General features: G+C 50.3%; 24 protein-coding genes. 13 read left to right on the top strand and 11 right to left on the bottom strand.

Translation table 11 applies throughout. The features are described from left to right. Positions 1–25: 25 nt before the first annotated feature. From CBP31_RS10915 to CBP31_RS10900, 4 genes are all read right to left on the bottom strand, one after another. Positions 26–2,116 carry an EAL domain-containing protein gene (locus CBP31_RS10915; RefSeq protein ID WP_087037222.1) on the bottom strand — a complete coding sequence of 697 codons (2,091 nt, stop codon included), beginning with the start codon at positions 2,114–2,116 and terminating at the stop codon, positions 26–28. Continuing rightward, a complete protein-coding gene (locus CBP31_RS10910) occupies positions 2,113–2,613 on the bottom strand; it encodes a molybdopterin-binding protein (protein ID WP_087037221.1) in 501 nt (166 codons plus the stop codon). Before CBP31_RS10910 ends, CBP31_RS10915 begins: the two co-directional genes overlap by 4 nt. A gap of 257 nt (positions 2,614–2,870) precedes the next feature. Beyond that, positions 2,871–4,508, bottom strand: a complete 1,638-nt coding sequence (gene groL, locus CBP31_RS10905) for a chaperonin GroEL (RefSeq protein WP_087037220.1) — start codon at positions 4,506–4,508, stop codon at positions 2,871–2,873. Positions 4,509–4,554: 46 nt separating this feature from the next. Beyond that, positions 4,555–4,845, bottom strand: a complete 291-nt coding sequence (locus tag CBP31_RS10900) for a co-chaperone GroES (RefSeq protein ID WP_087037219.1) — start codon at positions 4,843–4,845, stop codon at positions 4,555–4,557. Positions 4,846–5,038: 193 nt separating this feature from the next. On the opposite strand from CBP31_RS10900, the gene CBP31_RS10895 reads away from it, so the two are divergent. Next, entirely contained in the window at positions 5,039–6,388 is a 1,350-nt protein-coding gene (locus CBP31_RS10895; RefSeq protein ID WP_265414952.1) for an MATE family efflux transporter, read from the top strand. Positions 6,389–6,515: 127 nt separating this feature from the next. Here CBP31_RS10895 and CBP31_RS10890 read toward each other — a convergent pair whose 3' ends face one another. Continuing rightward, positions 6,516–7,055, bottom strand: coding sequence for an FxsA family protein (locus CBP31_RS10890; RefSeq protein WP_087037218.1), 540 nt, complete (start codon positions 7,053–7,055; stop codon positions 6,516–6,518). Positions 7,056–7,212: 157 nt separating this feature from the next. On the opposite strand from CBP31_RS10890, the gene CBP31_RS10885 reads away from it, so the two are divergent. Together CBP31_RS10885 and CBP31_RS10880 are read left to right on the top strand one after the other, a co-directional pair. Next, positions 7,213–7,713: a protein-disulfide reductase DsbD domain-containing protein gene (locus CBP31_RS10885; RefSeq protein ID WP_087037217.1), complete on the top strand. Its 501-nt coding sequence runs from the start codon at positions 7,213–7,215 to the stop codon at positions 7,711–7,713. 20 nt (positions 7,714–7,733) lie between these two features. Beyond that, positions 7,734–8,084, top strand: coding sequence for a GIY-YIG nuclease family protein (locus CBP31_RS10880; RefSeq protein WP_227875004.1), 351 nt, complete (start codon positions 7,734–7,736; stop codon positions 8,082–8,084). 46 nt (positions 8,085–8,130) lie between these two features. Here the strand turns inward: CBP31_RS10880 and fkpA are convergent, their stop codons facing one another. Further along, positions 8,131–9,012, bottom strand: a complete 882-nt coding sequence (gene fkpA, locus CBP31_RS10875; protein WP_087037216.1) for an FKBP-type peptidyl-prolyl cis-trans isomerase — start codon at positions 9,010–9,012, stop codon at positions 8,131–8,133. An 83-nt stretch (positions 9,013–9,095) separates the two neighbouring features. Here fkpA and CBP31_RS10870 point away from each other — a divergent pair, with 83 nt between their 5' ends. Then, on the top strand, positions 9,096–10,145 hold the full coding sequence (locus CBP31_RS10870; RefSeq protein WP_227875003.1) for a WD40 repeat domain-containing protein: 1,050 nt from the start codon (positions 9,096–9,098) through the stop codon (positions 10,143–10,145). Then, a complete protein-coding gene (locus CBP31_RS10865) occupies positions 10,138–10,353 on the top strand; it encodes a SlyX family protein (protein ID WP_087037214.1) in 216 nt (71 codons plus the stop codon). Before CBP31_RS10870 ends, CBP31_RS10865 begins: the two co-directional genes overlap by 8 nt. A 123-nt stretch (positions 10,354–10,476) precedes the next feature. Here the strand turns inward: CBP31_RS10865 and CBP31_RS10860 are convergent, their stop codons facing one another. Next, entirely contained in the window at positions 10,477–10,998 is a 522-nt protein-coding gene (locus tag CBP31_RS10860; protein ID WP_087037213.1) for an FKBP-type peptidyl-prolyl cis-trans isomerase, read from the bottom strand. Positions 10,999–11,136: 138 nt separating this feature from the next. After that, positions 11,137–11,337, bottom strand: a complete 201-nt coding sequence (locus CBP31_RS10855; RefSeq protein WP_087037211.1) for a YheV family putative zinc ribbon protein — start codon at positions 11,335–11,337, stop codon at positions 11,137–11,139. A 62-nt stretch (positions 11,338–11,399) separates the two neighbouring features. On the opposite strand from CBP31_RS10855, the gene CBP31_RS10850 reads away from it, so the two are divergent. The 5 genes from CBP31_RS10850 (at position 11,400) to CBP31_RS10830 (ending at position 16,503) form a co-directional block, all read left to right on the top strand. Continuing rightward, positions 11,400–12,104: a hypothetical protein gene (locus CBP31_RS10850; protein WP_087037209.1), complete on the top strand. Its 705-nt coding sequence runs from the start codon at positions 11,400–11,402 to the stop codon at positions 12,102–12,104. 81 nt (positions 12,105–12,185) lie between these two features. Continuing rightward, positions 12,186–14,090 carry an ABC transporter ATP-binding protein gene (locus CBP31_RS10845; RefSeq protein ID WP_087037207.1) on the top strand — a complete coding sequence of 635 codons (1,905 nt, stop codon included), beginning with the start codon at positions 12,186–12,188 and terminating at the stop codon, positions 14,088–14,090. 40 nt (positions 14,091–14,130) lie between these two features. Then, complete coding sequence (locus CBP31_RS10840; RefSeq protein ID WP_227875002.1) at positions 14,131–14,565, top strand: TIGR02444 family protein; 435 nt, start codon at positions 14,131–14,133, stop codon at positions 14,563–14,565. A gap of 48 nt (positions 14,566–14,613) precedes the next feature. Then, a complete protein-coding gene (locus tag CBP31_RS10835; RefSeq protein ID WP_087037205.1) occupies positions 14,614–15,561 on the top strand; it encodes a 23S rRNA (adenine(2030)-N(6))-methyltransferase RlmJ in 948 nt (315 codons plus the stop codon). Between the two features lie 66 nt (positions 15,562–15,627). Further along, the gene (locus tag CBP31_RS10830; RefSeq protein ID WP_227875001.1) at positions 15,628–16,503 is read left to right on the top strand and encodes a class I SAM-dependent methyltransferase; all 876 of its coding nucleotides are present in this window, start codon (positions 15,628–15,630) and stop codon (positions 16,501–16,503) included. Between the two features lie 156 nt (positions 16,504–16,659). Here the strand turns inward: CBP31_RS10830 and CBP31_RS10825 are convergent, their stop codons facing one another. Together CBP31_RS10825 and CBP31_RS10820 are read right to left on the bottom strand one after the other, a co-directional pair. Further along, complete coding sequence (locus CBP31_RS10825) at positions 16,660–17,787, bottom strand: 1-acyl-sn-glycerol-3-phosphate acyltransferase (protein WP_087037203.1); 1,128 nt, start codon at positions 17,785–17,787, stop codon at positions 16,660–16,662. Between the two features lie 99 nt (positions 17,788–17,886). Then, positions 17,887–18,480, bottom strand: a complete 594-nt coding sequence (locus tag CBP31_RS10820) for a LysE family translocator (protein ID WP_087037201.1) — start codon at positions 18,478–18,480, stop codon at positions 17,887–17,889. A gap of 176 nt (positions 18,481–18,656) precedes the next feature. Between CBP31_RS10820 and CBP31_RS10815 the strand changes: the two genes are divergently transcribed. From CBP31_RS10815 to CBP31_RS10805, 3 genes are read left to right on the top strand one after another with little or no spacing between them, the layout of a single operon-like run. Then, the gene (locus CBP31_RS10815; RefSeq protein WP_087037199.1) at positions 18,657–19,637 is read left to right on the top strand and encodes a hydrolase; all 981 of its coding nucleotides are present in this window, start codon (positions 18,657–18,659) and stop codon (positions 19,635–19,637) included. Then, positions 19,634–19,858: a YheU family protein gene (locus tag CBP31_RS10810; protein WP_087037198.1), complete on the top strand. Its 225-nt coding sequence runs from the start codon at positions 19,634–19,636 to the stop codon at positions 19,856–19,858. Before CBP31_RS10815 ends, CBP31_RS10810 begins: the two co-directional genes overlap by 4 nt. A 58-nt stretch (positions 19,859–19,916) precedes the next feature. Next, positions 19,917–20,786: a phosphoribulokinase gene (locus tag CBP31_RS10805; protein ID WP_087037196.1), complete on the top strand. Its 870-nt coding sequence runs from the start codon at positions 19,917–19,919 to the stop codon at positions 20,784–20,786. Positions 20,787–21,146: 360 nt separating this feature from the next. Here CBP31_RS10805 and CBP31_RS10800 read toward each other — a convergent pair whose 3' ends face one another. Then, positions 21,147–22,148, bottom strand: coding sequence for a cytochrome-c peroxidase (locus CBP31_RS10800; RefSeq protein WP_087037194.1), 1,002 nt, complete (start codon positions 22,146–22,148; stop codon positions 21,147–21,149). Between the last annotated feature and the right edge of the window lie 114 nt (positions 22,149–22,262).

Here is a 22,262-nt window from a genome sequence, read left to right as displayed (position 1 = left end):
ACTGACTGTTTATCTTTAGCTGCGCTTAACTGTTTATTTTTAACTGAGCGCTACGTTTAAGCCACTCTCCTACCTCTGTCACTAGCAGCGGCTCACCTACGGCGTCACCTTGTACTAACAAGGCGGCGTTATGGTTGTTTGACTCTGGCCTTGTTCGTTCTGGTCTTGCTGATGCGGAGCTGTCTAGCACTAAGCTTTCCAGTGCCGTTAACTCACTCACATGATCCACCCCGCAACATACCACCGGCACCGTCAACACCTCGGCCATGGCCAATAAGGCGGTGAGCTGGCGACGAGCATCACCTTGATGTTCAATACCAGTACACTGGGTGGCATTAAGCTTTAGCCAATCCAAAGGTAACTGTGACAATGGCCCTAAGGGCGCGCTGCCACTGCCAAACTCAGTCAACATAATACGAATGCCCACGGCTCTCATGCGCGCCAGTATCAGGTTAGCCGTCGGCATATCTGTGGCGACTATCTCTTCATTGATCTCTAACACCAGACTGGCGGGCGTAATGGAATACTGTTGCAACACCGCCAATAAGCTCACTTCTATGCCTAAGCGAAATAACGGCGCAGGCAGCGTCACGCTAATAAATAAGGGTGGCTGAGGATCCTGCTGAGAGTTAGGTAGAGAATTAGGTAGAGAATTAGGTAGAGAGTTAGGCAGGGAATTAGGTAAATAATCCTGATAAGCATGGCGCTGCCACACGCGCAACTGGCTGCACATAGCCTGCAAACTCCACAGCATCACGCCTTCTGCACACTGATACTGCTCAGTCATGCGCTGCAACTCCGCCGGCGCTATCACGCCAAAGCTGGGGTGATGCCAGCTGGTTAAGACTTGTAAGCCCACACACTGCTGGGCAGGCCAAGTGAGCAGTGGCTGTAACTGCAGCGTTAGGCTATTACTGGTGATGGCGGCCGGTAAATCTTTGGCCAATTGCTGGCGGCGTGACATTTCTTTTAATAACGAAGGGTCAAAGAACACATAGTTTTTTTGCTGCTGCTTGCACAACTCCAAAGCCAGCTCGCACCGCGCTTGCAGATCGACGAGGTTATCTGCATCAAACGGATATAACACCACACCCATTAAGGGTTCCATGTAAAAGTCATAGCCCGCGACGGACGCTTTCTCGTTCAAGACGTGGCTGAATCTGGAGAGTTGGGCGCGAATATCCGCCAACTCCACCACTCCTTTGCCCACCACCACTATTTTACCTTCACTAGGTTGAGCCAGGTATTCATAGCCTAATAGGCTGCCTTGTAACCGCTCACAGCACACTTGCAACAGCTGATCTATCACCTTAAAACCAAAGTGCTGATAGTGACTATTCAGATCTTTAAGCTCTAATAAAGTCAGACTAAAAGGTTGGTCTTGTTCAATCAGCGTGCTGATGTGGCGTTGCAATGCCAAACGGTTTGGCAGTCCAGTTAAGGGGTCTTGTTGCTGTAAGCGCCAATAACGATGCAGTTCACGAAACAACAGCACGAGCAGCAGCAGTAAGGCAACAAAAAAGCCCTCTATCGACCGATAAAGCTGTTTGCCTAATTGGCGATAGGCAAGGTCATACTCCGCATAAAAGCGCACGTTATCATGCATGAGCGCACTCACAGTGCGCGATAAGGGCTCAAGATAAGGGCTTAGCGCGGTTAAAATAATCAGATAATCAGGAGAGTGAGGCTGCAAGCCTTCAACTGTAGGCTCCAGTTCATGAATGCGGGCATCAATTTGGCGGATCAGCAGACCCAGCTCGGGGCGTTCGCCAAGGCCACTTTTAAACTGACTGCTCAACAAAAGGGGGGTTCGGCTCCACAGAATATCGTAGCGCAGCATAAAATCATCTTGGCTGATGGCTGCCGCATGGCGCAGTCGTACCGCATCTAAAAAGCGGCCCATTTCCAGCTGTAATTGCATCAGCGACCAAGGCACCTCATAGGTGCGCTGCTCAAGCAAGGTGTTATGCTCGCGGATCTTACCCAGCGTCTGACTGGCACCACTGCCAAAATACAGCATCACCAACAGTAAACCGCCGCCCAATAAAAATTTAATGGCAGAAACACGACCATATTGGCCGTCAAGTCGAGGGTAAGAGGCAAAGAAGCGTTTCATTCAGGCTCCGAGTACACCCTTATAACTTTCAGCTGCCACGCCATGTAATGCATGAACTCGGCTTGCTTCACTTTAGACATTTGATCAAAAGGCAAGACCAGCCATAAAGGCCCTTTATTACGCCGACTCATCAATTGGCCATCCTCTTGCCACGCCAAAATAGGAGAGAACTCGTTAATTTTCGACCAATCCAGCATCACGCTAAAGCCGTTCAGCGCTTCTAGGTTTAAGCTGGTGATATGTTTTTGGGCAAACAGCTGCTGGAATAATGCATTCAGATCAACACCGCGATAGTGTTGCGCCTTCGTATTCCAAGGGTGAGAGGTGGTGACCTCGGCTTGAGTCAGTGCTTGTAATTCACTTAAGGTAAAGTCGAGTCTTTGGTAATGGTTTTCATCCAATTGAATATCGCCGTAGACACTCAGTATCACCGGCTCAGTGCCGGCCTGAGTAACTTGGGCGAGCAACAACAGCAGTATTCCCGCTAGCAACCTCATGCACTCTCCTTATACGACCGCGCAAACTAGCACATTAGGTAATATTTATTTCAAAAACAATGCTTTATGTCACATATTATAATGTGCACATGATACGACGACTATAGCATTTTAACCTGCGCGTCTAAATCTTATTAAATTCAATATCAGTCTTGCGCATTCGAGCGAATACCCATCGCCCAGATCAAAAAACCGGGCACAAGGCCCGGTTTTTATATGGCTAAGGGATTAAACCCCGCCGCATGAGGTAATTTAAATTACATCATGCCGCCCATTCCACCCATGCCGCCCATATCAGGCATGCCTGGGCCATCTTTCTGTGGCAGATCGGTGATCATGGCTTCGGTGGTGATCATCAAGCCCGCTACTGAAGCCGCAAACTGCAGTGCAGAGCGCGTTACTTTAGTCGGATCCAAGATGCCCATATCCAGCATATCGCCGTACGTACCGTTACCGGCGTTATAACCGAAGTTACCTGAACCGTCTTTCACTTTAGAAACCACCACTGACGCTTCTTCGCCGGCGTTGGTAACAATTTGACGTAGTGGAGATTCCATGGCGCGAAGAGCAACCTTGATACCCACGTTCTGGTCTTCGTTGTCACCGGTCAGCTCTGCAAGCTTGCTCGCAGCACGTACCAGTGCCACACCGCCGCCCGGTACTACGCCTTCTTCTACTGCAGCGCGAGTGGCATGCAGTGCATCATCGACGCGAGTTTTCTTTTCTTTCATTTCCATTTCGGTCGCAGCACCGACTTTGATAACGGCTACACCGCCTGCCAATTTGGCCACGCGCTCTTGCAGTTTTTCTTTGTCGTAGTCTGAAGAAGATTCTTCAATTTGCTGGCGAATTTGCGCTACACGACCTTCAATGGTGGTCGCTTCACCGGCGCCATCGATAATGGTGGTGTTGTCTTTGCTGATCACGATGCGCTTGGCACGACCTAAGTCTTCCAGCGTCGCTTTTTCCAGATCCAGACCCACTTCTTCAGAGATCACAGTACCGCCGGTCAGAATGGCGATATCTTGCAGCATAGCTTTACGACGGTCGCCAAAGCCTGGCGCTTTAACGCCCACAACTTTCACGATGCCGCGCATGTTGTTCACCACCAAGGTGGCCAGCGCTTCGCCTTCAACATCTTCAGCAATCAGCAATAACGGCTTAGATTGCTTAGCTACGCCTTCCAATACCGGCAACAATTCGCGGATATTAGACACTTTCTTATCAACCAGCAGCACAAACACGTCGTCTAATTCAACGGTACCTGTTTCTTGCTTGTTGATGAAATAGGGAGACAAGTAACCGCGGTCAAACTGCATGCCTTCAACCACATCCAGCTCGTCTTGCAAGCCTTGGCCTTCTTCAACGGTGATCACGCCATCTGTGCCCACTTTTTCCATGGCTTCAGCGATCAAAGCACCCACAGTTTCATCGGCGTTGGCAGAGATAGTGCCTACCTGAGCAATGGCTTTGGTGTCTTTACAAGGTACAGATAATGCTTTCAGCTCTTCTACAGCGTGGCGAACGGCTTTGTCGATACCGCGCTTCAGATCCATTGGATTCATACCAGCGGCAACGGCTTTTAGGCCTTCGTTCACGATAGACTGAGCTAATACGGTTGCAGTAGTAGTACCGTCACCGGCTTCGTCATTCGCCTTAGACGCCACTTCTTTAACCATCTGGGCGCCCATGTTTTCGAACTTGTCTTCCAGCTCGATTTCTTTGGCAACGGATACACCGTCTTTAGTGATCACAGGTGCACCGAATGACTTATCCAGTACTACGTTGCGACCTTTAGGGCCCAGGGTTACCTTAACGGCGTCGGCGAGGATGTTTACGCCTGCCAGCATTTTTACGCGGGCGTCATTACCAAATTTTACGTCTTTAGCAGCCATTCTTTATATTCCTTAGCGTGTAAATTAAAATGGGGAAAGGTGAGAATTACTCAACGATCGCGAGAATGTCATTTTCAGACAGGATCAGCACTTCTTGGCCGTCCAGCTTTTCGGTTTTTACGCCGTAGCCTTCGTTGAAAATAACCTGATCACCCACTTTAACGGACATGGCTTTCACTTCACCGCTGTCCAGTACGCGGCCGTTACCTACTGCCAGCACTTCGCCGCGGGTAGATTTCTCGGCGGCAGACCCAGTCAGCACTATGCCTCCGGCAGATTTTGACTCGGCTTCGGTACGTTTAATAATAACGCGATCATGTAATGGACGAATTTTCATCAATAACTCTCCTGATGAGTGGTGTTACTTAGTGACATAAACGGCCGACGGCCGCAAACTGTTAGACTGTCTTACTATATGGGAGCAATTTTTTCTGCTTCAAGGGTTTAGGCATAAAATTTTCATTCATGACGCGCGCACTCAGGGCTAATTTTGCCCAAAGAGAGTGCCGCACCATCCCAAGAGATCATTTGTGGGTTCACCAAACTTATTGCTCACCGCGCCCATTGGCCGGCAACTGACCAAGATGGCCGGCCCCATGGCGCTGGGCATTATGGCCATTCAGGCCTTTAATCTGGTCGATATCTTTTTTATCGGTTTATTGGGCACAGATGCACTGGCCGCCATTAGCTTTACCTTTCCGGTGACCTTTGTAGTGATTTCACTGGCCATGGGCTTAGGTGCCGGCCTCTCGGCGTGCATGGGCCAAGCACTCGGTGCCGGAAATCACCAACAGGCGGCGCTGTTTACCAGCCACAGCTTGTTATTAACCTTGGGCTTAATTTGTTTATTGTCGGTGTTGGGTACGCTCACCATAGACCCGCTGTTTCGGCTATTAGGCGCCACAGAGGCGCTGCTATTGCTACTGCACGACTATATGTGGATTTGGTATATGACGGTGCCGCTGTTGGTGTTGCCCATGGTGGCCAACTCGGCCATTCGCGCCACTGGTGACACCCGCACCCCAAGCCTAGTGATGATAGTAGCGGGCTTGGTAAACGGTATCTTGGATCCGCTGCTGATCTTTGGCTTAGGCCCTTTCCCCGAATTAGGTATTAAGGGTGCGGCCATTGCCTCAGCGTGCTCTTGGTTAATGGCCTGCAGCGTGGGCTTGTGGTTATTGTGGCGCCGCGAGCGATTATTAGTGTGGCCCTTGCAGCAGACTCGTCGTATGTTTGCCCATTGGCGCCAGCTATTACACGTGGCCTTGCCTGCTTGTTTTACTAACTTGCTGAATCCATTAAGCACCGCCGTATTAATGATGATCTTGGCCGGTTTAGGCACCGAAGTGGTGGCCGCCTATGGTGCTGCCTCACGTATCGAAGCCATGTTGCTGATTGGCATTATGGCGCTCGGTTCTGTGCTCGCACCCTTTATTTCGCAAAATACCGGTGCCGGTTTACACCAGCGCAGTCGCAGCGCCCTCTTGCAGTCGATGCGCTTCGCCTTGTTATTTCAGTTAGCCTTATTTGGCTTGCTGTGGCTAAGCGCGCCTTGGCTGGCCCAGCGCTTTACTGATAATGAAGAGGTCAGTGCACACCTGACGTTTTACCTGCGATTAGTGCCGCTGGGCTACGGCTTACAAGGCTGCTTTATGCTGCTGGCCTCAGCCTTAAATGGCCTAAGAGTGTCGAGTATCTCGTTGGGCTTAAACAGCCTACGACTATTTGGCATCTTGTTGCCCTTGGCGTGGCTGGGCAACCTGTGGCGCGGTGAGCAAGGAGTGTTTATCGGCATTTTAGTAGCCAATATCCTGGCCGGCATTATCGCCGGACTCTTCGCTTGGTGGCGCTTCCCGTGGAAAATCAAGAGACCTATGTAACAGCGCTAAGCGCCGAGCACCAAGCTAAAACACCCGACCATCGAGTCTCACCCGCTCAAAAAACACCTCCACGCCAGAGCGTGGAGGTGTGGGATTTTTTGTTTAGCTTGGTGCTTGGTGCTATAAATTACTTATCGTCTTTACGCTCAAAGTCACCTTCGAAGGTGGTACCTGAGTCCTGCTTATTTGACTGAGCGCCGTCTTGCTGAGGGTTATTTTGATGAGACTTAAGGAACTCATCTAATCGCGCTTGCTGATCGCTACCATCGGTGTGATGAAATTCACCACTGAAGGTATGTCCTTGCTGTCGAGTCTGCATTTTCACCTTGCTTAGCAAACGCGCCACTAGCGCTTCGCGCACTGGCGGCAACAACAGCAACAAGCCCAGCATATCCGACACAAAACCCGGCAATACCAACAAGATGCCACTAAGCGCCAGCATAATGCCACCGAGCATTTCACGGGCCGGTGGTTCACCTAAGCTAACCTTACGCTGCGCCTCCATTAGCGTTTGAAACCCTTGGATCCGCACCAAGCTCAAGCCCACTATGGCACTGAGTAAAATTAATACTATGGTGCTCATCGCACCGATGGCGGAGCCCACTTCGATAAACACAAATATTTCTAACAGCGTTGCTGCCACGAACAATAGAAACACCTTACCCACTCATGCCTCGTCTTGCGCTTAAACCGCGCTTAATTGGGGTTAAAACATGATAATGGGGACAAAGCGTGCCATTTTCAATAAACAACGCCCGATGCTTTTAGCTAAGAGCCGCGATATAGTGGCGTCTTCCCGCCATTATTGATGAGGTTAGCAGCCCATGCCTGTGCTTATTTCTACGCTCAAGCTAAAGAAAAAAAACTATACTCATCTGTTTTTATTGAGTTTATTGAGCACTTCGCTGGCTCCAAGCTTAGCCCACGCGGGCCTGCTAGATTGGCTAGGCATTAACGATAAAGCCACCAGTAACCAGAGCGACTTTTTAACCGCCGACCAAGCTTTTATATTGAGCTCAAACCAAACCACGGACTCACTGCAGCTCAGTTTTGATATAGCGCCTGGCTATTATCTCTATCGTCACCAGCTCACCCTGGCACCTAAACTGGCCACTTTCGGAGACTGGCAGTTGCCCGCAGGCGAGCCCCATGAGGACGAATATTTTGGCAAGAGCCAAGTATATAAGCAGCCCTTCACGTTAAACGTGCCCTTGCAGCATGTAGCGGAGCAGGCGTATGTGACGGTGCAGTATCAAGGCTGCACCACCGATCTCTGTTATGCGCCACAAACCGTGCAAGTGCCACTGAGCCCACTGGCTTTATGACCACTTGTTTAGCCGACTCTTTGTCAAAAGTTTTGCCCGAGCACATTCAGCCTGAGAGCATACAGCCCGAAAATACACCTGCCCCTTGGTATCTTTACTTAGTACGTTGCGTGGATGGCAGCCTGTATGCAGGCATTAGCTTAGATCCAGAGCGGCGCTGCATGGAGCACAATCAACAGCGCTCCCGTGCCTCACGTTATGTGTGGGCGCGGCGTCCGGCGCACTTGGTGTGGCAGCGCGAAGTCGCGGACCAATCCCAAGCCCTCAAATTAGAGCTGCGGCTTAAGCGCTTAACTAAGGTAAAAAAAGAACAGTTATTACTGCAAGATAACGGCTGGCAGGCACTATTGGCACAAATAAGGCACAAATAAAAACGGCGCCCTAAGGCGCCGTCAACATCATCAATTCAGTTCAAGCTTATTCCGCTTTAGCGTCTTCTTTAACTTCAGCTACTTCGGCTTTAGCTTCTTCTTTAACTTCGGCTACTTCAGCTTTAGTTTCTTCTGTAACCTCAGCGGCTGGCTCGTCTGATTCGATATCTAACAGCTCAACTTCAAAGATCAGTACCGCATTACCCGGAATGGTATTAGCACCGGTTTCGCCGTAGGCCAAATCGGAGGGGATCACAAACTTGTACTTAGCGCCCACTGGCATTAACTGCACGCCTTCGGTCCAACCTGGGATCACTTGGTTCAACGGGAAGCTGGTCGGCTCGCCACGTTTAATTGAGCTATCAAACTCGGTGCCATCGGTGAGTGTGCCCACATAGTGCACGGTAACCATGTCTTCGGCTTTAGGCTTATCGCCTTTTCCTTCAGTCAGCACTTCGTACTGTAAGCCAGACTCAGTCACCTTAACGCCGTCACGCTTGGCATTTTCAGCTAAGAATTTCTTACCTTCTTCCAAGCTCTTAGTCGACTGCTCTTTGGCTTGGGTTTCGATAAGCTCATTGATGTGCTCATCGTAGGCGGTTAATGCGGTCTGAATTTCTTCATCGCTCATCTTGCCATTATCGGTAAAGCCATCCTGAACGCCTTTAAGAATGGTGTCATTGTCCAAGTTCACACCCAGCTCTTCTTGTTTCTCTAGCGTAGAGCCAATGTAGCGACCCATAGATAAACCAATGGCATACGCAGACTTAGCTTCAAAGCTGGTGAATTCATTCGCAGCCGTTTCTTGAGTAGCAGGCGCTTTCTGCTCAGCCGCAGGGGCAGAGGTGGTCGCCTTGTCGTCATTACAACCACTCAGGCCCACTAATACCGCAGAGGCAAGTAAACTGACTTGTAACAATTTTTTCATTATTAGCTCCAGAATAGGGGAAAATTCCCATGGAAAATGAGATGCTTATAAATCCGAACCTATACTAACGTGTCCTCTTGCCGATGCGAAAGCCCAAACTGATAAAAATGCCTGCTTACCTACTTAGCTTGATGCTATGCGTCACTTTTTTGCAGCTTACGGGCTGTGATGCCACCGATTCACCTCTTGAGCAACGCCGTTTTGCTAACGGCTCTGTGCTGGCCGCGCAAACCACCTCTGATGGCCGCTTCACTTTTGTTGCCACGGGCCCCAGTCCGGTGCAAGTGTGGAAAGCGGGCGAATCTGCGCCTATTTATCACTGGTATCAAGGGACATCGAGTGAGAGCATCATACTATTAGCCAGCTCGCCAGATAGCCAAACGGCCGCCACGGCCACTGAAAAAACCGTGGCCCTGTGGTCGCTGCAAGAGGGTCAAAACCTCGGCTTTTATGAGCTCACCCAATCTCTGCGTACTTTAGCCATCAGTGACGCGGCACGCAGCATGCTGCTGGGCTATCAAGATGGCACGGTAGAGTTTGTGGACTTACAAACCGGGCGACGGCTGCTATTTATGGGCCACCAAAGGCCCGAAGGCAATAATCGCATCAACACCGTCGATCTCTCCGCTAATGGCCGTTATGCCTTAAGTGGCAGCTTGGATGGCCAAGTTTTACTCTGGCAAACCACAGATGCCCGCGTGCTGAGCCAATGGCAACAAGAGAACAGTATTACCGTGGTGCGCTTAGACGCCCAAGGCCAAACGGCCTTTAGCGCCGATGCCCAAGGCCAAGGTCAATTACATCAACTGCCCTCGGGTGAGTTGCTATCAAAGTTGCAAGTACCTTACCGCGGCCAAACGTTTGTCAGTGCCAGGCTAGACGCCGCGCACAATAGACTACTAACCGGCAGCACCGCCCGACGCTTAGAATTATGGCAACTCGATAGCGGTCAACTGCTGCAAGAGTGGCAGGTGGGCACGCACACCAAACTGCGCCCCGCCAGTGCTATGGTTTACGACGTGGCATTTATTGGCGACAAAGAAATTTACAGCGTTAGCTCGTCTGGCTTAGGCGAGCGCTGGGCCTTATCTAACGTGAATCAAAAAAATCTAGAGAATCAAATCAATGACTAACGATATTCTGGCGCGCTTAGAGCAACTTGAAACACGACTCGCGTTTCAAGATGACACCATAGAGCAGCTCAACCAAGAGATTACTGCCCAAGGGGCCCTGAGCGCACGCTTGCAAGCCCAACTCAGCATGATGGCGCAGCGGCTTAAAGACCTGCAGCCCAGCAATATTGGCAGCCAAGCCGATGAGCCACCCCCGCCGCATTATTGATGCGAAGAGCAGCGCCCAGCACCAAGCGCTCAGCAACGGATAAACATGCGCCCTACTGCTCAAAAACGGGCAACAAAAAAGGCGCCTCGGCGCCTTTTTTATTTACGGTTCACTAAATGACTCTTAGTGTTGGTGACCGCAGCAGCCATCTGAATGCTCGTGATCATCATGGTCGTGATCATGCTCGCCGTGCACATGACCATGCTCCAGCTCTTCTTCGGTAGCTGCACGTATAGCACGTACTACACCTTTAAAAGTCAGCGTCATGCCGGCTAACGGGTGGTTGCCGTCTACCGTCACTGACTCTTCAGACACTTCGATAATGGTCACGGGGCGATGGCCATCGTCGGTCTCAGCCACAAAAGTATCGCCTTCTGACACTTCCATGCCATCGAACAACTCACCGGGTACGGCTTGAATTAAGCTGTCGTCGCGCTCGCCGTAAGCCTGCTCTGGGCTTAAAGTTACGTCGAAGTCTTCACCTTCGACTTTGCCTTCGAGCACGGCTTCTAAGCCCGATACTAAATAACCGGTACCGTGCAAGTACTCTAAGGGCTGCTTGTCTTCTGTGGTATCGAGGATTTCACCGTCAATGTTGGTCACTGTGAAGTCGAGAGTTACTACGCTGTTTTCAGAAATGCTCATAAGAGAACCTGCTAATGAATTTTGTAATAGCATACAGGATGGCCAAGACGGTTTAAATGCGCGGGGCGCACAAAGGCAGCGCTTTTATCAGGTTTGAGCATCAGTGGTCACGGACTCACTGAGTCATAAATCGAGCGATTAATCGGGCTTAAAAAGTCCAATTACCTCGCCTTGCCCCGCCTTGGCCACTTGCTCGGCGGTTTGGCTTTGAGTGTGGCCGCAGCTCACGCATTCGACTTTCTCGACACCCTGCTCCAGATACAGCATCATGGTATCTATTTCCTGACACTTGGGGCACGCAGCTCCAGCTATAAAACGTTTTTTACGACGGGTTACCATGGCTTTACATCCTGAACAATAAACCTTGTCTCAAATTCTCCGCCAAAAATGAACTGATCACAATGACCACAGCCGCCCAACACAGTATTCACTACCAGCTTCTTGAGCCAGCGCACTTAATTCCTGGCAAACGTCATCGCTACCTCAAAGGTTTGCTCTTTATTGTGCACCAAGGGGCTGGCTTGCTGCAGCTCGGCCCACACTTTTATGTGTTAGGCAAAGATGACGCGGTGTTTTTACCCGCCGACACCTTGTTTACTTGGCACACGGTGGCCCACAGCCGCATTAGTCGTTTGGCCTTTTCGCCGCGCTTAGTGCAGCCACGCCAAGCGGGCTTATTAACGGCTGCCCCGCTGTTATTAGCTGGTGCCGCCAGACTGGCAAATTGGCCAAGCACTCACCCAGCTAATGCTGGGCATGAGTTAGATTGGCAAGGTGCCTACGGTCGATTGTGCCGCGTGTTACATGATGAATTGCAGCACCTTACGCCGCAGCCGCTGACCGCCTCTTCAAAAGCGGCCTCCTTGACCAAGTTGCAACAGATTATGAGTGCTAACTTGGTCAACTTTGCCTTAACTAAGCCCCAAGAAGCAGAGTTTCAGGCGCGCTTTAATATGGCGCCCGCTGATTTTAAACGCCAAGCCGCCTTGCTCACCATATTACGAGAGCTGGCTAAAACCGCCGACTTGGCGCAGTTAGTGCAAAGTTATGGTTTTAGCTCGGTCGCTGAATTTGAGCAAGCGTGCGCCCACTGGCTCGCCAGTTAGCCCATTAGCTCGCCAAGAGCGGCGAAAAACCGCTTAATAAACGATAAAATGCCTTCTTATCATTCACATGTTTGAGATTCTATGATTACCCTCAGCCAGATTGAACTACTCAGGGGCGGCCGCCCCCTGTTAAAAGACACCAGCGCCACCATTCACACCGGTAAAAAAGTGGGCCTGGTAGGGAAAAATGGCTGTGGTAAGTCCACCTTGTTTTCCTTATTTAAAGGCGAGCTGAGCTTAGATAATGGCCAGTTTTATTTACCTGCCGACTGGCAATTGGCCAGCGTGGCCCAAGAAACGCCGGCGCTCGAATGCTCGGCGCTGGATTATGTGATTGACGGTGACCAAGAATATCGCCGTTTGTGCAGCGAGCTAGTTTTGGCCGAAGAGCGCGGTGATGGCATCGCCATTGCCGAATTACACGGCAAGCTCGACACCCACGGCGGTTATCATATTCATGCTCGCGCCGCCGAGTTACTGCACGGCTTAGGCTTTGCTAATGAAACCCAAAGTCGCCCAGTGAGTGCTTTTTCTGGTGGTTGGCGGATGCGCCTTAACTTGGCTCAAGCACTGATTTGTCGCTCAGACTTACTGCTGCTCGATGAACCTACCAACCACCTCGACTTAGATGCGGTGATTTGGCTGGAGCGCTGGTTAAAAAGCTACCCTGGCACCTTGATCCTGATCTCTCACGACCGCGACTTTCTCGATGCTGTGGTGAATCGGGTGATCCATATAGATAACCAGCAGCTCAATGAATACACCGGCAACTACTCAGACTTTGAACGCTTGCGCGCCGAGCAATTGGCCTTGCAACAATCGATGTTTGCCAAGCAGCAGCGCGAGCTGACCCATATGCAAGAATACGTGGATCGCTTTCGCTACAAGGCCAGTAAGGCCAAGCAAGCCCAGAGCCGCTTAAAAGCCATGGAGCGCATGGAGCGCATTTTGCCGGCCCACGCCGACTCGCCGTTTAACTTTAAGTTTCTCGCCCCCAGCAGCTTGCCGATCCCACTGATCACCATGGAAAAATTGTCTGCCGGTTACGGCGACAAGGTGATTTTGTCCAACATTAAGCTCAATCTAGTACCGGGTTCGCGCATTGGTTTACTGGGCCGTAACGGTGCCGGTAAATCGACGCTGATAAAGCTCCTATCCGGCGAATTAACGCCCTTATCCGGCAAGTTAGTGGCCAATAGCGGCATCGCCTTGGGCTACTTTGCTCAGCATCAACTAGAAAGCCTAGATCTGGACGAGTCGGCACTTACCCATTTAGGACGCCTAGATCCCAAAGCCACCGAGCAAAGCCTGCGCGATTACTTAGGCGGCTTTGATTTTAAAGGCGACAAGGTAAAAGAGCCGGTGGGCCCCTTTTCCGGTGGTGAGAAAGCGCGCTTAGTGTTGGCGTTAATCGTCTATCAAAAGCCCAACTTGCTGTTAATGGATGAGCCGACCAACCACTTAGACTTGGATATGCGTGAAGCGCTGACCATGGCTTTGCAGTTTTTCGAAGGCGCCATGGTGATTGTATCCCACGATCGCCATTTATTGCGCGCCACCACAGATGAGTTTTATCTGGTAGATGACGGCAAAGTCGAGCCTTTTGACGGTGACTTAGAAGATTATCACCAGTGGTTAGTCACTCAAGATAAAGCCGAACAGCCCGAGAGCACCGCCACCATAGGCGAGCACTCGGCCAATAATCGTAAGGCCGAAAAACGCCGCCAAGCAGAATTACGCCAACTCACCCAACCGATGCGCAAAGCCATTACTAAGCTTGAGCAGCAGATGGAGTCGGCTCAGCAGCAATTAACAGACATTGAAACCGCCATGGCGGATCCTGAGCTATACAGCAGCGAGCAAAAAGCACAGCTACAGCAATTGCTACAAGCCCAAGCGCCTCTGCAACAGCAATTAGCCGCTGCTGAAGCCGAGTGGTTAGAGTTACAAGAACAGCTGGAAGCCCTAGAAGCCGAAAGCGAATAACACGCTCAATAGACAACCGCAGATGCAGTGAGGGGACGTAATGAGTATTCCGAGCGCCGAGCAATTTTGGCAATTTAGTGAGCAGCATTATGCGCGCGCCGGCGTGGCTGACGCTTGCTTGCAACTGCAAGATGATTACGGCGCCAACGTGAATTTATTATTACTGTTGGTGATGTTGGAGGAGCGCGGTTTGACCTTAGACCCTACTCATTTCTTGCCGATACTGCGCCAGCGCGCTGGATTATTTAACCAATGGCGGCTACTGCGCCGCCAGCTTAAAGCTAAACTCAGCACCGATGATTACTTGGCCTTATTGCGCCACGAATTAGAGCTGGAGTGCTGGCAACAACAAGAGCTCATACAGGTGCTCGGCCAAATACCGCTCAGCACAGACGGCGGCAGCGGTTTGCTTGCCTACTTAAGTTTATTACAGGTGCCTGATGCACCGCTCTGGCAACTTAAGTTAGCTGCATAAGCGGTTCATTTATCTTATTTTTTTACCTAATTTAAATATGGAATTCTCATGCTCAGTTATCGTCATGCTTTTCATGCAGGCAATCATGCAGATGTGCTTAAACACGCGGTACAGTCTTTGATCTTAGCGTCGTTAACCGTTAAGGATAAAGGCTTTAGCTATATCGACACCCACTCCGGTGCCGGTGGTTATGCCTTGGATCATGAGTGGACGCAAAAGAAGTCGGAATACCTGACCGGTATCGCGCCTTTATGGCAAGCCCGTGAGCAGTGGCCAGAACTGGCCGGCTACTTTGCTGCTATCTCTGCCATGAATAGTGCGATGAACAGTGCCATGAGTACAGATGACAGCCCAGAGCAGCTCGACTTTTACCCAGGCTCGCCCAAGGTTGCCGAATACTTTAAGCGCCCCCAAGACAGCATGACGCTGATGGAGCTGCACAATAACGAAGTGGAGCTATTGCGTGAGAATATGGCCCCCCAAGGCCGGCGCGCAAGGGAGCACTATTCTGCGAGAAGCAAGGGCCCGACCATCCACCATCAAGATGGTTTTGCCGGCTTAATTGGCTTGTTACCGCCCACGCTCAAGCGCGGCTTGGTATTAATCGATCCGCCTTATGAGCTTAAAGAAGATTATCAGACCGTAGTAGAGACCATGGCCCAAGCGCATAAGCGCTGGCCGATTGGTATTTATGCCATCTGGTATCCGCTACTCGCCAAAGACGTAGACCGCAGTGGCGCACTTAAAAGCGCCTTAACCAACAGCGGCTTTAAGGACATTCTGTGTGCCGAGCTTAGCGTAAGCGAACAAGCCCAAGACTTTGGCATGTACGGCTCCGGCATGATGATTTTAAATCCACCGTGGAAGCTAGATGAACAGCTTAAGCAATTGCTACCAAGGCTGGCTGAAACCTTAGGCCAAGCTACATTAGAGCAAGAGCTAGCAACAAAACATGCTGCAGCCTGGAATTTAGAGTGGCTAAAAAAAGCGGATTAATTGTTAGCGTTGTAAGCTAATAAATATGCTGTTAATTATTTAACTTTATAACCTTAGGTGCCTATCTTGTATAACCAATCAGATTTTAATATTGATGATGAGATGATCGATGAGCTTAGAGACTTAGGCTATGAACTTAATGATTATTCCCTGTCAGACTCAGACTTTAGAGATCTTGATTTTGATGGTTACTCTACAGAAGACTCCGGCATGATCCTCGATGTGCCTTATGTGCCCTCCGATGAAAAAATAGTCCATAGCTTGCTCGATTTAGCCGAAGTTACTAACGAAGACACCTTATACGATTTGGGTTGTGGTGATGGCCGCATCTTGGTGGCGGCTGCATTAGAGCGCAATGCTCATGGCGTGGGGATTGATATAGACCCCATGCGCATCAATGAGGCCATTGAATACGCCGGCCACACCGGTGTTGAGCATTTAGTGCACTTCGCTGAAGCGGACTTAATGGAAGTGGATATCAGTGCGGCTACCGTCGTCACGCTTTACCTGCTTGATATCGTGAATATTAAGCTGCGCCCACGTTTGCTTGATGAACTGCAACCTGGCACGCGTGTTGTTTCCCATGCCTTTAATATGGGGGATTGGAAGCCAGATCAGCAGCAACGCTGTGGCAGCATCAATCTCTATAAGTGGATTATTCCCGCTAAAGTAGCCGGCAATTGGGAGTGGCAAACCAGTAAGGGGGAAACTTATCGTGTTGAACTCAAGCAAAAATACCAAGAAGTCACCGGCAAGGCTTGGCTGAACGGCGAAGTAGCCCAGTTAAAAAGTGCCTTACTCAGTGGCGACTTACTGGAACTGATCGTGCAAACAGAGAGCGCCCGCCCGGTCAGCTTTTTAATGCGTTGCGAACTCAAGCAATTAGTGGCCGCGGAAGGCAATTTACAAGCCACGCCCGCGCTAAAAGTCCCCAAGCGCTAGCGTTTTTATTGCTATTAGGCTGTCACTATTTAGCCCTATTAGATGCAAAGTAGATGCAAAAAAGCCGCCAACTGTATATCACAGTAAGCGGCTCTTTTTATGCTTTTTGAACCTTGGGCGTTGCGGGCTCGGCGTTAGCTTTTTTCAGTGCAGGTCTTATAACACTTTGTTTTTGTTAAATACCGGCTGCGCATACATGGCCAAGACCAAGGCTTTTAACTCGGCGGGTATTTGTGCCATATGTTGCTCAAACAGCTGCAACGCTTTGCCATTGTCTGCACTTTGCTGAGCAGCAGTCGTATCACCGGCGGCCGCTAAGTTGCTGGGAAACAAATGATAGTTAGCGTAAATCTGCTTATCTATGGCCTCGGCGAGTTGATCCGCCGTTTCAAAGTCACCTTGTACCGGCTGACCAAAGGCCACGTGTACTCGGCCTTTTTGACCGACTATGCCCTGCACTATGCTCTCTACATCTTCAAATTCGCGTTTCTCATAAGCGCCCTGCTCAGCCTTGGCATATAGCTCGCGCGCCTTGGCCTGATCGCCCGGATCATACTCATAAGAAATCGACACCGGCACCAGATTTAAGGTTTTGATGTAATCGCTAAAGGGGATTTTTTCCCGCTTACCTTCCATGTAAAACATCTTGAGAATAGCCGGATCGGTTTTATCAAAACCGTCTTTCGCGCGCCCTTCTTTTTGGGCAATCCAGACTGATTGTTGCTCATCAATGGAGTGGCGCACATATGCCGACAGCTCGCTAAAGGCCTTCATCATTTCTCGCGGCCCTTTAACTGAGCGCTTTACCACGAAGCTTTTATTTAGCTTCATTAGCTCGGCGGCACAGGGCTTGCGCAATAAGTTATCACCAATGGCGATGCGTACCGTATCCAACCCGTGACTGTGCAGACCCCAGTTCACAAACGCAGGATCCATGGCAATATCTCTGTGATTAGAGATAAACACATAGCCTTGGCTAGGGTCTATGTGCTCCAGTCCAGAATAGGTGACGCCTGAGGTGGTGCGGGCGATCATTTTTTCCATGTAGCTGGCCACTTCAAGCTGAATGTGGCGCACACTCTTGAGCTTGCGCCAGCGCCAGCTCAAATACAGACGGATCAAGGCTTTGATAACAGGGCCGCCAATACCGGACAACGTCGAGAAACGGTATTTAGCAATGGCACCCACAAACTCATCGTCGTGGATCAGGCGCTGAATCGCGCCCGCGACTTCGTCATCCCGATAAGGGCGAATATCTTTAAATAAATCAGTGTCTGAAACCATGACAACCTTACGGTGTAGGGACTAAAAGGTATAAGTACGAAAAACGCCGAGATTTTACCTGCTTTAGCGTTAAACTGACACGAAAAAGCGTAAAATCGGTTAATACCAGATCATGACTACGCTAGCAGCGGTTAATAATGCCATGCCTTGATTAAAACGTCGCCAATCCCGTGCCGAACGTAACCAAGTGCGCAAATTCAAACCAAACAAGGTCCACAAATGACCGGTAATTATGCCTAACACTAAAAATACTGCCAATACTATCCACGCCGAAGACCAGTATTGTTCACCCACTAAGGTAAAGCCGCTCATCGCCGAGACGGCCATCAGCCAAGCCTTGGGGTTAAACACTTGAAACAGCGCGCCTTGGCGCCAGTTCATACTGCTCTCAACGGTATAAGCCTTGGGCGGCGCGGCACGACTAATTTGCCACGCCAGCCACAATAAATAACCACTGCCCAGTATTTTTAGCGTCCATTGCAGCACCGGCCAACGTAAAAACAGCTGGCCTAAGCCGAGCGCGCTAAACAGCAATAATAATTGTAAGCCCAGCATAATGCCCAATAACAGCTTCAATGTGGGTCGATAACCAAAGCGGGTGGCCGAATGGGTTAATAGCATATTATTGGGGCCTGGCGTGCCGCAAGCGGCAAAGGCAAAGCCCGCCACCGACACCAGTAAAGTAAAATCCATGAGTCACTCAATAAATAATGTAGCAAAAGCATTCTTTTACTCGATTTTGCGTGCAGCGCCCAGTACTTTATCTGTTTATTAAGGGTTAATTATCGCGTCTAACGGTCAGCGCGCTCTTTTAGGGCTGGCGGTTTATGCCTGTTAGATCAATTCGGTTAAAGGGTAAAGCAGCAATCATGATCCATCCCAGCAAATTTCAGCCTCCTTGGTGGGCCCGCAATCCCCATATCCAAACCATATTGGCCAAAGTACTGCATCGTACCCGCATCAGCTATCGCAAAGAGCGACTTGAACTGCCCGACGGCGACTTTGTAGACTTAGCGTGGGGCTTGCCTGTGCAGCATGATAACAAGCCGCTAGTGGTGTTATTTCACGGGCTAGAAGGCAATATTGAATCCCATTATATTCAAGGCATGATGGCCGCCCTGCACCAACAAGGCTGGCAGGCGGTACTGATGCACTTTAGAGGTTGTAGCGGCGAGCCCAATCGCTATTTGCAGTCATATCATTCCGGCGCTACTGAAGACCCGCATTATGTATTGGACTTATTGCGCCAGCGCTATCCCGAGCGCCCCATTGCCGCCATGGGTTATTCGTTGGGCGGCAATATGCTGGTCAATTATTTAGCTAAGTACCCGCGTAATACCTTATGTGCGGCCGTGGTTATTTCAGCGCCGCTGCAACTCTCAGCCGCTGCGGATCGCATAGACTCAGGCTTGTCTCGTGGTTATCAGCACTATTTACTCAAGCGTATGCTGTTTAATTGGCAGCAACGGCTGCAGCGTCATCCGCAACACCAAAGCCAAGTTAAGGCTTACCAGATCAAGAGCCTGCGCCAGTTTGATGATAAAATCACCGCCCCTACTCATGGTTTTCATGATGCAGAGGATTATTATCAGCGTTGCTCCGGTCTGTATTTGTTAGATAAAATCAGCACCCCGACCTTGATCATACACGCGGCGGACGATCCTTTTATGGATGATAGCGTGATCCCCGATGCCAGCGACTTAGCGCCCGCCATCACCTATGAGTTAAGCCGCAGCGGCGGCCATGTGGGTTTTATACAAGGTACCCCTTGGGCACCGCTTTATTGGTTAGAATACAGAGTGCCGCACTGGTTGGCACAGCAATGGCCGCCCTACTTGGAGAACGCATGATTATTCCTTTTACTGACTTAAGCAGCGAAACACTAGATAACTTAATCGAACAATTTGTGCTGCAAGAAGGCACTGAATATGGCGAGCACGATATCTCGTTATCAGAGAAAGTAATTCAAGTTAAACAACAACTTAAAGTAGGCGAAGCGGTCATAGTCTACAGTGAATTACACGAGAGTGTGAACATAGTGCCGGCGGCTCAACTGCGTAACAAGCCTTGACCTAACCCCAGCGCACTGCGTATAAACATTCACAGTTTACTCATTTTTAGGGTTTTTTATGTCTGCCAAGCACCCCATCATTGCGGTGACCGGTTCCTCGGGTGCCGGCACCTCAACCTCTACCGAGGTGTTTCAGTCCATGTTTGCCCAGCTGGGGGTGAAAGCCGCCATGCTGGAGGGTGACAGCTTTCACCGCTATACAAGGCCCGAAATGGACGTGGCCATTCGGCGCGCTCGCGAACAAGGCAGACATATCAGCTATTTTGGCCCAGAAGCCAACGACTTCGAGCTTCTTGAGCACTTTTTCAAAGAATATGGCAACACCGGCACCGGCCAGTTTCGTCGTTATTTACATACCTTTGATGAAGCCGTGCCTTTTAATCAAATGCCCGGCACCTTTACCCCTTCGCAGCAATTACCCGACGACACTAATTTGCTGTTTTATGAAGGCTTGCACGGCGGCGTAGTCACCGATGAGCACAATGTGGCGCAACATGTGGATCTGTTGATCGGCATGGTGCCGATCGTGAATCTGGAGTGGATCCAAAAACTGATCCGCGACACCGCCGAGCGCGGCCATTCACGAGAGGCAGTCACCGACTCTATCGTGCGCTCCATGGAAGATTACATTAACTTCATTACGCCGCAGTTCTCGCGCACGCATATTAACTTTCAGCGCATTCCGACCGTCGACACCTCGAACCCTTTTAGTGCCAAGGTGATCCCCAGTGCCGATGAAAGCATGATGGTGATCCGCTTTCGTGGCATTAAGGACGTGGATTATCCCTATTTGCTGGCCATGATCGACGGCTCTTTTATGTCTCGGCGCAACACCATAGTAGTACCGGGCGGCAAAGTCGGCTTCGTGATGGAGCTAATCCTACGCCCCATGCTAGAGCGCCTGCTGGAGACGGGTAAGATACGTTAAGAGCGTGAGGCGTGAGGCGTGAGGCGTGAGGCGTGAGGCGGTTATTATCGTCACGCTAGATACTAATACCAATACCTGATTACCCACAAGGCTCAGTTTGGTATTTTGACCTTGTAGGGGCCAATTTATTCGGCCCGGTTTGGTATTTTTATTTAAATCTAAACCTCAGTAACAGCCAGCAGAGCTGGCCTGCCGAATAAATTGGGCAGCTACAAAGAACAAACCGAAGCAGGGTGCATTATGGCTGAGGCTCATACGTAATCAGGTACCAATAAAAAGCCCAGCTTATATGCTGGGCTTTTTATTGCAGAGCGTTGTGTTTACTCTGCACTCCTCACCATTTACACCTCACGATCTCCCTTAACCAAAAGGCACGGGTTTGGGCGTAGCATTAGTAGAGGGTGGCAATATGGGTAGCTCAAATCTAGGCTGCTCGCCGGTGAGTGACTTTAAGAATGCCACTATTTGGCCTATCTCTTGCTCGGAGTAAACTCGGCCTAGCTGTAACCGGCCCATAATATCCACGGCTTCTTCAAGAGTGGCGGCTTCGCCATCGTGGAAGTAGGGATACGTCAGCTCTACGTTGCGCAGTGTGGGCACTTTAAATAAGAATCGGTCGGCATCCTTCCCGGTCACCGCCGCTCGGCCTACTTCAGCAGATGCGGAGGTATAGGGTTCAATCACCCCCATCTTCTGATAAGAAGTGCCGCCTAAGTTAGGTCCGTTATGGCAAGCCACGCAACCGCTTTGTTTAAACAGCTGGTAACCCGCTAAAGCCTCTGCCGTTAATGCCTTATCATCACCTTGCAGCCATTGATCAAACTCCCCATTGGGCGTGACTAAGGTTTCTTCAAAAGCAGCGATGGCGTCCGTCACCATGTCGATATTCAGTGCATCGTTGCCAAACACCACGGCAAATTCATTTACATAACCGGGAATAGACTGCAATACATCCACGGCAAGCTCATGGGTAAACGCCATTTCACCGGGGTTGGCAATGGGGCCACCGGCTTGTTCTTTTAGGTTAGCCGCACGACCATCCCAAAACTGCGCCAAGTTCAGGCTGGAGTTAAGCACGGTTGGCGAGTTAATGGGCCCTTGCTGCCAATTATGGCCAATAGAAGTTTTAATGTTATCCGTGCCGCCCATCGACAGATTATGGCAAGAATTACAGGAGATAAATCCCGACTTAGAAAGCCGAGGATCAAAAAATAACTTTTTACCCAGCTCGACCATGGCCGGATTCGTCACTTCTACTGCTGGTATCGGCTGTACCGGCTCGGTACGCGGCGTTCCCGCTATCGCTTGGTTAGTCAGTATCAGTGCCAGAGCGGCGCTAACTGTGATAGTGCTTATTTTCATAGGGCTTACCTCTGCTCAAGTTAGAGCTCTATATGACTCTATAAGCAGCAATGTAAGCCTTATACAAACAAAGGGCATTGATGTGGATCACGCACCGAGACAAGTGAGGCGTAA

The organism is Oceanisphaera profunda (assembly GCF_002157895.1).
Taxonomy (GTDB): Bacteria; Pseudomonadota; Gammaproteobacteria; order Enterobacterales; family Aeromonadaceae; genus Oceanimonas; species Oceanimonas profunda.
Note: the sequence above shows the minus strand (reverse complement) of the source record. Positions and strands in the feature narration are given on the sequence as shown.